This window comes from Chryseobacterium sp. S90, from assembly GCF_047444895.1.
GTDB lineage: Bacteria > Bacteroidota > Bacteroidia > Flavobacteriales > Weeksellaceae > Chryseobacterium.
Genome location: NZ_JBLGCX010000001.1, coordinates 1,378,735 through 1,391,177 on the forward strand (window position 1 = coordinate 1,378,735; position 12,443 = coordinate 1,391,177).

The window sequence follows — 12,443 nt, forward strand, 5'->3', positions numbered from 1 at the left end:
ATACAATACCAATAAAATAGACTATAGAAAATTTTTCTATTTAACATAAAAAACTATTTAAAAATTTTCATCAATATCAAAAATATATAAACAAAAAAAAGAGTGACTTTTAGCCACTCTCTATACTATTATAATTATTATATCCTTTTTTCTAGTTTAAATAAAACTCATATTTATTAAGAAGCTGGATTTCTTTAATCAAATCTCCATTCAAATCTACCGAATGTTTCATAGATTGTACTTCAATATGGGAATCATCTTCAAGGTTTTTGATAAAGAATTTCAGCTTTTGATTTCCTTTATTTCTATCAAGCACTGTCCTGAAAAAGTCCAGATCCTCAGCTCTGACATCCATAACATCCATAACCAAAGATATACTCTTCGCAAAACGTTCGAACGCTTCCTGCAGTTCTATCACATCATTGACATTTACGAAGACTCTCCCATCTTTTACCTGAGCAAATTTTATCTTGAAAATAACAAACCTCTGCACTTCCAGTTTTTCCTTCAGCCTCATATAATCCCTATCTCCTAATCTGAATGAATACGATCCAGAATAGTCTTCCAGGGTAACAAAAGCTACTTTTTCACCACTTCTGAAACCATCTTTTACCACATATTCCGTAATCAGACCAGCAACAGTATATTCTTTTCCACCACCACCGTTTTCTCTTTCTTTTTGTAAGGTTTTCCAGTCTTTTTTCTTTTCTTCAAAAAGTTCTTCCTGCTTATTGGCAAAAGCCTGCTCTTTATAAGCATCCACTTCATCAAGATTCAAAAAATGAAAAACTCCTTTCGGTTCAGCTTTTTTCGTAACTTCTTCTATAACCTCTTCTTCTTCACCGGCCACGATGTCATCAGAAACAATTTCTACAAGATCTGCAACCTCATCAGCAGAGTCTTTTTCCAGAATAGGAGCTTCATCTATAACCACTTTTTCTTCATCCTTCTCCAATACCGACTTTTTAGAAAGCTGCCCCTGCATAAACTGATATTGGTATTTAAATTCATCCAAAGGATGTGCGGAAAGATAAAATCCGATCGTTTCTTTTTCTTTATTAAGTTTATGCATGTTTGGCCATTCCGGGCAAGGTGCTAATTTCGGCTGCTCAATCTGAACTTCTTCTGCAAAATCAGCAAAAAGAGAATGCTCCATCTCATTTTTACTTTCCTGGAAGCTTTGTCCGTATCTGATCAACCTTTCAAGATTTGTTCTTCCAGACATATCAATATCAAAATACTGACCTCTGTGGAAAGAATCCAATTCATCAAAAGCTCCTGCAAGCACCAAACTTTCCGCTACTCTCTTATTCATTTGCGAAGGCAGAATTCTTTCAAAGAAATCATAAATATTTTTGAATCTTCCATTCGCTCTTTCCCGTGTAATTCCTTCACTCGGACCTTCCCCAATTCCTTTGATTGCTCCCAACCCGAAGCGGATCTGTCCTTTTTCGTTTACCGAGAATTTATATTGAGATTCATTTACATCCGGTCCTAATACATCTACTCCCATACTTTTACAATCCTCCATAAACATGGTAATTGAATCCGTATTGTTAATGTTATTACTCATTACACTCGCCATATATTCTGCGGGATAATTGGCTTTCAGATAAGCTGTCTGGTAAGCAATAAATGCATAACAGGTAGAGTGAGATTTGTTGAAGGCATATTCTGCAAAGGCTTTCCAGTCATTCCAGATTTTCTCCAGCCTTTCTTCATTCAGGTTGTTCTTTCTACCTCCTTCAATGAATTTCGGGTACATTTTATTAAGGACATCAATCTGCTTTTTACCCATCGCTTTTCTCAAAGTATCGGCTTCACCTTTGGTAAAATTGGCCAATTTCTGGGACAAAAGCATTACCTGCTCCTGATAAACGGTAATCCCGTAGGTTTCTTTTAAATATTCTTCTGTTTCCGGTAAGTCATAAACAATCTCTTCAATTCCATGCTTTCTGTTAATGAAGTTCGGAATATATTTGATAGGCCCCGGACGATACAAGGCGTTCATGGCAATAAGGTCGGCAAAAACCGTTGGCTTAAGCTCCCTCATGTATTTTTGCATCCCAGGACTTTCATACTGGAAAATCCCTACTGTTCGTCCTTCTTTAAACAACTGATATGTTTTGGCATCATCAAGCGGAATAAGATCCGGATCAATATCTATATTATATCTTGCCTTTACAAGCTTCAATGCATCCTTAATGATCGTCAAAGTTCTCAATCCCAGGAAGTCCATCTTCAAAAGACCTGCACTTTCCGCCACGGAGTTATCAAACTGTGAAACAAGAATATCAGCATCTTTTGCAGCGATGGTCACTGGTACAAGGTTACTTACATCTTCCGGAGTAATAATCACCCCACAGGCATGAATACCGGTATTTCTGATGCAGCCTTCCATTTTTTTCGCACTCGCAAGTACGTCATGGCGGGCATCATCCGGGCTATTCAGAACATATCTCATTTCATCAACAAGCATTTGTTCCTCCGGTTTTAGCTTATCGTATTTAGATAAAGCTTTTGCAATGTTCATCCCGGGGCTTGGCGGAATTAATTTTGCAATATTATTCGTATCAGGAATCGGGACATCTAATACTCTTCCCGCATCTTTAATCGCAGATTTTCCTCCTAAAACAGAGTACGTAATAATCTGTGCCACCTGATTTTTACCGTATTTTTCAACTACCCATTTGATGATTTTATCACGTCCTTCATCATCAAAGTCAATATCAATATCAGGCATGGAAACCCTTTCCGGATTCAGAAATCGCTCAAAAAGCAAATCATATTTAATAGGATCTACATTGGTAATTCCAGTGCAATATGCTACTGCAGAACCTGCTGCAGAACCACGGCCAGGACCAACCCAAACACCCATTTTTCTAGCTTCATTACAAAAATCCTGTACAATCAGGAAATAACCGGGATATCCTGTATTAGCAACTACCTCCAGTTCAAAATCCAAACGTTCTTTGATTTCGTCTGTGATTCCGCCGGTATCTGCATATCTTTTTTTCGCCCCTTCATATGTTAAATGCGTTAAATACGCCATCTCACCGCGTTTCCCTCCATCAATATCATCTTCAGCATGAATGAATTCTTCCGGAATATCAAATTTTGGAAGTAAAACGTCTCTTTTTAAGGTATAAGGTTTAAATTTTGCCGTGAATTCCTCATAAGCATCAAACGCATCAGGATAAGCTAAAAAGGCTTCTTTTATTTCGTCAGAATTTTTGATGTAATATTCTCCTGTAGCTAATCCTCTTCTCTTTCCAAAGCCCTTTCCGACAGGAGTTGTCAATTTTTCTCCGTCTTTGATACAGCTTACAATATCCTGAATATTAGAATCGTCTTTATTGGTATAAAAAGTTTCGTTCTGAGCTAAAATTTTAACATTATATTTATCTGCAAAATGCAGTAAAACATCATTTAAATGCTCTTCTTCAGGCAGTTTATGATTCTGAATCTGAACATAAAAGTCATCTTCAAAAGTATCCTTCCACCATTTGAAAAGCTCCTCCCCTTTTTGCTCACCAGTATTTAAGATCGCATCGGGAATATCTCCCAGAATTCCGGAAGTAAGGGCAATTAAACCTTCTTTATACTCAGCAATCAATTCACGGCTAATCCTTGGAACTCCAAAATAAAATCCTTTTAAGAAACCGATACTTGAAAGTTTGGCCAGGTTTTTATATCCTTCAAAATCTTTCGCCAGTAAAACCACCTGCGTTCTTCTGTCGGGATCATCCTTAGTAAACTGTTTCTGTTCGTAACGGTCTGAAATATAAAATTCACAACCTACAACAGGAATTAAAGGTTCTGAAACAGGTTCATCCTCATTAAATTCTTCTCCGTTCTCCTCTGCTTCCTGCTTTTTAGCTAAATATTCTTTATGTTTTTTTACGCGGTCACCATTTGCCCCTTCAATTGCTGAAACAAATTTAAAGGCACCCATCATATTTCCCAAATCCACCATTCCAACGGCAGGGAAATTATCATCCGTAGCTTTTTTAATTAAATCATTAATGCTTGAGGTGGCCATTAATGTTGAGAAAACACTGTGATTGTCAAAATTGAAATATTTGCCCAGATCAATCTCATCAACACTTCCGAAATCCTGCTGCTTTTTCTTATTATGAAAATCTGCAACCTGCCTTCTGATAACAATATTGAAAGGCTTTATCGGATCCGGATAAAGACTCTTGAAATACGCCAGCTGATCTTCAGAAATCTTTAATATTTCTGCGGGAACCACTCCAATTCTTATCATTTCAAAGAACGCTCTTGCCGTAGCATTTACGTCGGCAGCAGCATTATGCGCTTCATCAAACTTACTTCCATAAAGCTTTTCGTAAAGTTCTTCAAGTTTCGGAGATTTATATTTTCCTCCCCTTCCTCCGCCAAGCTGGCAGAAGTCGGTTCCCAAAATCATGGTATCTGCTCTGGGTTTTTCCTGTAGATTATCTTTAAGGTTCTTTCTGTAAAATTCCGCTCCTACAATATTGTAATCGAATTCCACATTGTGTCCGGAAACCACTCTTACTCTATCTAAAACTTCAGCAAATTCTTTTAAAACTTCTTCAAGGTCACGACCTTCTTCATTGGCGATTTTCGTTGTAATCCCGTGAATACGGGCTGCGTTGAAGGGAATATCATATCCTTCAGGTTTTATTATATAATCCTGATTCTCAACTAAATTCCCATCATCATCATGTATCTGCCATGCAATCTGAACCATTCTTGGCCAGTTTTCCGAATCTGAAAGCGGAGCGTTGAAATTTTTTGGTAAACCTGTTGTTTCTGTGTCAAAAATTAAATACATATAATGTTCTAACTTTTTTATAAAAGAGAATGTAAAGTTACTCCATTTTTTCCAATTAATTTATACCCAATATCAAGAATAAACCATAATTCGCGATAACAAAATTATCTCATTTTATTAAAAATATAAACAACTCAAACAAGCACGAAATAAAATATTAAAATATTATTAAAAAAATTAGAATTATTTACCAAAACTAACTAGTTATCAGTTTTTTGCTATAAATTTGATTAACTATAATTTTATAATTTATTACTCAAAAATGAAGAAACAATTACTTTTAATCAGCACATTGATTGTTACATTAACAAGTGCGCAAAATAATGAAGAATTAAAAAGAGAGTTTGAAAAACAAAACAAAGAGAACAGCGCAAAGTTTGACTCTTATGTAGCAAAACGTTCAGGTAATAACAAAGCTTCTGAAACTCTGAAAGAATTTGAAGAAAAAAGAACCAGTTTAGCAGGCTTTATGCCAAATGGCAAACCTTTTTTTAACAGTAATGAAGATATGGACCAAATTAAAAATGCAAACGCTGACTTTCTTCAGAATGGAACAGTAACCGGGCTTACCGGAGCATTTAATGGTGAGAATATTAAATATACAATATTCGACGGAGGAAGAGTTTTTGGCGGACATGTATTCTTTAATAATACTGCAAACCGAATTACAAACAAAGAAGCCAGTACTTTGAATTATTCAGCACACTCTACTGCTGTCGCTGGTTTTATGGGAGCAAAAACTTATTCACAATCAGTGACTTTTACAGATGGTACTTCCAGAACAATAAACTTCCAGGGAGTAGCAAAAAACTCAACCATGGATTCTTACACTTTCCGTGATTCTGTATTACCTGGAGACACATCTACAAGTACTGTATTCCAAAAGATTCTGACAGCTCAGCCTAAAATATCAAATCACTCTTATGGATCAAATGTAGGATGGAATCTAGATACAGTAAACGGAGCCAATGCATGGGTTTGGAATGGTGCTTTCAACAGTCCCGGTTCTTCATATGACTTGCAGGGAACGTACTTCAGCAATGATCAAAATTATGATGCCATTGTTTATAATAATCCTAACTACGTTATAGTAAAATCTTCGGGTAATTATTTTGGATTTGGACCTAACTACCCAACTCCCACTCCACTTCCCACATACTACACTGACAACAATGGTAACCCTGTAGCATTTGCAGCAACAGATGTACTGCCTAGCACCAACTGTGCACAGGGATTTGACTGTATAGGTCCTGGTTCATTAGCCAAGAATATTATTGTCGTAGGAGCTACCGACAGAATTACTGCCAACTCAGGGAGATACACTACATCCGCTGATGTAATTCATTCTGATTACAGCAGCGCAGGACCTAGAGATGATGGAGGTATCAAACCAGATATTTCAGCAGTAGGAACTGATGTAGGAAGTGCATCCACGGCTGAAGACACAGTTGGCAGCCAAGGGTTAACAGTTGGCAGCGGAACTTCTTATTCAGCACCTGTAGTAACAGCAGTAATCGGCCTGTGGACTCAAATTAACAAACAATTATTTAGCGGAAATGAATTAAATGCTGCTGCAGCTAAAGCCTTAACGATCCATTCAGCAGCCGAAGCAGGAAATCCGGGACCGGACCCATTGTTCGGATGGGGATTCATTGATGCTAAAAAGGGAGCTGAATTATTAGTAGGAAAATCAAACAACACAGTTATTTTCAATAACGAAACATTAAATAACGGAGCTGCTAATTCTAAAACAATTCTGGCAACTGGAAACACTCCAATAAAAGTAACCATTTCATGGATTGATCCGGAATATAAAATACCGGCCACAATAAGCTGGAGTGATGCTTACAACAACAGAAGCTCTAGATTGGTTAATGATCTGGATCTTAGAATTACCGACATGGAAACAAATACAGTTTACTTACCATGGAAATTAAACGCAACAAGCCCAAATACAGCAGTTAAAGGTGACAACACTGTAGACAATGTAGAACAGGTAGTTGTAGATGCTCCTATAGCAGGAAGAAATTATAAAATTGAAATTTCACATAAAGGAACATTAAAGAATAATGCAAACCCCAGTGTTACAGCTCCTCAGAATTATTCGATTATCGTGACAGGATTCACTCAAGTACTAGGAACTAAAGATGCTGTAAATGCTCTAAGCAACCTTGCCATTGCTCCTACGGTTACGAAAGATTTTACAAACATTCTGAAAGCTCCTAAAAAATCTACATTCAATGTATATGATCTTACAGGTAAGAAATTACAAAGCGGTATCATTAATAATGAGAAAGAGCCAATAGATTTATCAACTTACACGAAAGGAATTTACATCATTGAAGTAAAAACAGACAAAGATGTTATTTCTAAAAAAGTGATCAAGGAATAGCCTATATAGACAAAGATTTTTTACAAAATACTAACAGTTGTTAGTATTTTGTTTTTTTATGTATATTTGCTTCCTATGGAAAATGCACTTCACGAAAAAGTTTCTCAGGATATATTACTCAAAGCGTATAATCATATGATGCTGGCCAAAGCAATGGCAGATATTTATGAAGAAAACAGAAACGTATGCAAATACGTTCACAGTACTTCAAGAGGTCACGAAGCCATCCAGCTTGCAACAGCATATCAGTTGAAAAAAGAAGACTGGGTTTCGCCTTACTATAGAGACGAAAGTATTCTTTTAGGAATTGGTTTTGAACCTTATCAGTTAATGCTTCAATTACTGGCTAAAGCTGATGACCCTTTTTCCGGAGGAAGATCTTATTATTCCCATCCTTCAAGCAGAGATGAAAACAAACCTAAGATTGTTCACCAGAGTTCTGCAACCGGAATGCAAACCATCCCTACTACAGGAGTAGCACAGGGAATCAAATACATTCAGGACTTCAATCTGCAGGAATTTGAAAATAATCCTGTTGTTATCTGCAGTCTTGGAGATAATTCTGTTACAGAAGGTGAAGTGAGCGAAGCTTTACAGTTTGCAGCTTTACATCAGCTTCCTATCATTTTCCTTGTACAGGATAATGAATGGGGAATTTCCGTAACGAAGGACGAAGCAAGAACCTGTGATGCCTATGATTTTGTTGCCGGATTCACGGGATTAAGCAGAATGAGAGTAGACGGAACAGATTTCGTAGAAAGTTTTGAAGCGATGAAGAAGGCCGTAGATTTTGTAAGAACAGAAAGAAAACCTTTAGTCGTTTGCGCAAAGACAGTTTTAATCGGACACCATACTTCCGGAGTAAGAAGAGAATTCTATAGAGACGAAGAAGATTTAACTAAACATAGAGCTAAAGATCCGGGAGAAATCCTTAGAAAACATTTACTGGAAACAGGAATTGACGAAGATCTTTTAAAGCAAATCACTAAAAAGGCACGTCTTGAAGCAGAAGAAGCTTTTGAAAAAGCTAAAAATGCAGATGATCCAAAGCCTGAAACCGTAATGCAGCACGTTTTCGCTCCTACTCCTATTACTGAAGAAGCAGGAACGCGTGAACCAGCCAACGGAGAAAAAATTGTGATGGTGGATGCTGCCATCCATGCTATTCAGGAATTGATGTGGAAACACCCTGAAGCCCTTCTTTACGGACAGGATGTAGGAGAAAGAATTGGCGGCGTTTTCCGTGAAACAGTTACTTTAGGGAAAAAATTCGGAAGTAAAAGAGTTTTCAACACAGCCATTCAGGAAGCTTATATCATAGGATCTACTGCCGGAATGAGTGCTGTAGGCTTAAAACCAATTGTTGAAGTTCAGTTTGCTGACTATATTTATCCGGGGATCAACCAGTTAATCACAGAGATTTCAAAATCCAACTATTTGAGTGGCGGAAAATTCCCTGTAAGCAATATCATCCGTGTTCCTATCGGGGCATATGGCGGCGGCGGTCCTTACCACAGCGGAAGTGTTGAAAGTATTTTAGCCAATATTAAAGGAATCAAAATAGCATATCCAAGTAATGCAGCAGACTTTAAAGGTCTATTAAAAGCAGCTTATTACGATCCGAACCCGGTAGTAATGCTTGAACATAAAGGATTATACTGGAGTAAAGTTCCGGGAACCGAAGATGCTAAAACGATAGAACCAGCTGAAGATTATGTTCTTCCATTTGGAAAAGGTAAAGTAATCATCGAAGCTGATAAGAATGAAACTGAAAAAGGCAGAACCTTATTAGTCGTTACTTACGGAATGGGAGTTTACTGGGCTAAAGAAGCCGCTAAGAATTTCAACGGAAGAGTTGAAGTAATTGACTTAAGAACATTAATCCCTCTGGATGAAGAACTTGTTTTTGAAAGAGTGAAAGCTCACGGAAAATGTATCGTTCTCACTGAAGAGCAGCTTAACAACTCTTTTGCAGAAGCTTTTGCCCACCGTATCTCTAAAAACTGTTTCAAATATCTTGACGCACCGGTAGAAACCATGGGATCACTGGATGTTCCAGCTGTTCCTATCAATTTGATACTGGAAAAAGAAATGCTTCCGAATGCTGAAAAACTCAGCAATAAGATCGAAGAAATGCTGAAATATTAATTTTATATAAAATTAAAACCTCTAAAATTTTTAGAGGTTTTTTTATGCATTTTTTTTATTACATTTATTTAAGATTATCAATCTCAATTTTAGACTATTATAAACCAAGAAAACCGGATTATCTATTATCTGACAGGCATTACAAAACAAAACCCATCACAGTTTGGTATTTATTTTGTCTCTACACGAAAAACACATCTATCTTTATGATCACAACCAAATACGTCAATTATAAACAGGTTCTCAATCTGGCAGGTATACATCTGGTCTTAATCTCTATCTGGTGTACATTGATTGCTGTTTTCTTTTATTTCTTCAACTGGCACTGGATGACAATTCCCTGGGTTCCTGTTGCACTGATTGGTACAGCAGAAGCATTCCTTGTTGGTTTTAAAAATAACCAGGCTTATGACAGACTTTGGGAAGCCAGAAAAATCTGGGGTGGTATTGTGAACTCTAGCCGTTCATTTGCTTCTATGGTGTATGCTTTTGATACCAAAAACGAAGGAATTGGAGTTTTTGACCTTGAAGACCGTAAAAAAAGAATCGTCTTTCGACATATTGCATGGCTGTATACTTTCCGTGAACAGCTTTTGGTGCCTACAGAATGGGAACATATCAGTACAGAAAAGAAATTCGGGAATATCAACCTGAGAAGAAACAGACTGATCAAAGCTGGATTTCCGGATTACGGAAGAGCTCCTATTTTCCTCCATAAATATCTTTCGGAGGAAGAATATGAACTTAAAAATGATTATAAAAACTTCGCCACATACCTGATATCCCAACAGGCTAAAGACATCAATGAGCTTAAAAACATGGGGGCTATTACAGAATTCAACCAAACTCAGCTGCAAAACAGCCTGAACGAATTCTATAATTTTCAGGGACAGGCTGAAAGAATCAAAAAATTCCCTTCCCCAAGACAGTTTGCCAGTACAGCCTTTGTTTTCAACATCCTGTTTATCATGCTTCTTCCTCTTGGATTAGTAAATGAATTTGCAAAACTTGGTGATTGGGGAATATGGACTTCTATTCCGTTCTGTATTATTATCGGATGGATCTACATTATTATGGAACTGGTAGGTGATTATTCTGAAAACCCTTTTGCGGGATTGATGTTTGACGTTCCCATGCTTTCCATCTGCAGAACCATTGAAATTGACCTTCTTCAGATGAGCGGAGAAACCGATCTTCCGGATCCTATTTCTTCTAAAAATGGAGTTTTGGTTTAATTTCTTTCTTAAAGTGGGCTATTTCACATCCTGAAAATCATTCAAAAAAATTAAAAAATATTCTTTAAAACATATTTAAAACTTCATTGTTTTTCATAATTTAGAGGAATTGAAAACATCAGCTAAAATCTGTCCAAAATTGAATTACGGTTCTGTTTCGGACAGATTTTAACGTATATTTTTTCATCAACTAATAATGTATCCCTTCTTTTTTAAACAATGAGATCAAAGCAAATACTGCAGATTTTGACAATACTGTGTCTTACCCTATTTTGTTCTGAATTGAAAGCACAGGCAGCTTTCAACAAAGAATTACCCAAAGAGTTTACAGACCAATTTACCAAAGAAATCAATGACAGCATTCCGTCTCTGGGTTCTTTTATTGTTTCTGAAAATGATAAGTTAATTTATGAGCAGTATTTTCACGGAGCGAATAAAGAAACAGTCTTCAGTATAAAATCTGTTACCAAAAGCATCGTCTCGGTTTTGGCAGGAATAGCAAAGGATAAAAACCTGCTTCCCAATCTCAACACTCCGGTTTTGAAAATTCTTCCGGAATACAATGTTTCAAGAAGCAGTTTTAAAAACATTTCCAATATTGAAGGAAAGGTTGCTCATGATTCTATAAGAAATACTTTAACTTTAAAAAATCTCCTGACCATGCAGGGTGGTTTCGACTGGACTGAAAATTCAAAAATTTCAACGGCCATGCTTTTTTCCGGTGATCCTGTAAAGTTTGTGCTGGATTTGCCTTTTGAAGAATATCCGGGAACCGTATTCAACTATAACAGTGGAGAAACCCATCTTTTCGGCGCAGCATTGGCAAAAATTGTAAAGACCAGCCTGAAACAATTTGCAACAGAGAACCTCTTTAAACCGCTAAAGATAAATGTACCCCGATGGGATACAGATTCCATGAACAGAAATATTGGAGGTTCTGAAATGTTTATGAAACCTGAAGATATGTTGAAATTCGGTTCTATGATTCTCAACAACGGAAAACTTGGAGGCAGACAGATTGTATCTCAGAAGTGGGTTCAGGAGTCTACCTCAGAGCAGGTAAAACTTGATTCCTGGGATGTAATGCCAAATGCCAACGGATATGGCTATTATTGGTGGCGAAGAAAAACCAACGGACATCAGGCTTTTGTTGCAACCGGATACGGCGGTCAGCTCATCTGTGTCATCCCGGATTTAAAAATGGTTATTGTAACGACCTGCTTTTTAAATGATAAAAACAAAGGAAGAGCAGACATCAAAAGACTTCATTATTTTATCGATAAAATAACGAAAGAAAACCAATAGCTAAGCAGGAAAATTTTCAATGATCTACAATACAATCGCCGTTGTATTTTTAACCTCAGAAATCATAAATGAGCTGTGTGTGCTTGCGATGTGCTGAAGTGTCGTAAGCTTTGTCAGCATAAAATTACGGTAGTCTTCAATATCTTTTACTCCTATTTTAAGGATATAATCGTAATCTCCGCTCACATGGAAGCATTCGGTAACCTCCTGTAAATCCATCACTTCTTTTTCAAATTGCAGAACAAATTCTTTTTTATGCTGGCTTAATTTTACATGGCACAGAACGATAAAATTTTTCTTAACTTTACTTTTGTCCAGCAAAGCCACATACTTTGAAATGACACCCGCATTTTCAAGCTTTTTTACACGCTCATAAACTGCGGTAACAGACAATCCAAGCTTGCCGGAGAGCTCTTTGGTGGTTTGTTTACAGTCAGCCTGTAAAAAAAGTAACAGTTTCTTATCAGTTTCGTCAAGTTCCATAGATATTTTTTTGGTAAAAGTTTAATACTATCGAAGATACTAAATATTTTTTCTAAAT

Annotated in this window: 6 protein-coding genes; 4 read left to right on the forward strand and 2 right to left on the reverse strand. The window is 36.8% G+C overall.

Annotated features, from left to right (window positions below):
- Positions 1–151 precede the first annotated feature (151 nt).
- Complete coding sequence (gene dnaE, locus ACLMCG_RS06360; protein ID WP_413959215.1) at positions 152–4,822, reverse strand: DNA polymerase III subunit alpha; 4,671 nt, start codon at positions 4,820–4,822, stop codon at positions 152–154.
- 262 nt (positions 4,823–5,084) lie between these two features.
- Between dnaE and ACLMCG_RS06365 the strand changes: the two genes are divergently transcribed.
- The 4 genes from ACLMCG_RS06365 to ACLMCG_RS06380 all read left to right on the forward strand — a co-directional run bounded on the left by ACLMCG_RS06365 (position 5,085) and on the right by ACLMCG_RS06380 (position 11,902).
- Positions 5,085–7,214, forward strand: coding sequence for a S8 family peptidase (locus ACLMCG_RS06365; protein WP_413959216.1), 2,130 nt, complete (start codon positions 5,085–5,087; stop codon positions 7,212–7,214).
- Positions 7,215–7,289: 75 nt separating this feature from the next.
- On the forward strand, positions 7,290–9,362 hold the full coding sequence (locus ACLMCG_RS06370) for a thiamine pyrophosphate-dependent enzyme (protein WP_413959217.1): 2,073 nt from the start codon (positions 7,290–7,292) through the stop codon (positions 9,360–9,362).
- A gap of 206 nt (positions 9,363–9,568) precedes the next feature.
- On the forward strand, positions 9,569–10,597 hold the full coding sequence (locus tag ACLMCG_RS06375; RefSeq protein ID WP_413959218.1) for a bestrophin family protein: 1,029 nt from the start codon (positions 9,569–9,571) through the stop codon (positions 10,595–10,597).
- 219 nt (positions 10,598–10,816) lie between these two features.
- Positions 10,817–11,902, forward strand: coding sequence for a serine hydrolase domain-containing protein (locus ACLMCG_RS06380; RefSeq protein ID WP_413959219.1), 1,086 nt, complete (start codon positions 10,817–10,819; stop codon positions 11,900–11,902).
- 24 nt (positions 11,903–11,926) lie between these two features.
- On the opposite strand, the gene ACLMCG_RS06385 is transcribed toward ACLMCG_RS06380, so the two are convergent.
- Entirely contained in the window at positions 11,927–12,385 is a 459-nt protein-coding gene (locus ACLMCG_RS06385) for an Lrp/AsnC family transcriptional regulator (RefSeq protein WP_223600418.1), read from the reverse strand.
- Positions 12,386–12,443 lie beyond the last annotated feature (58 nt).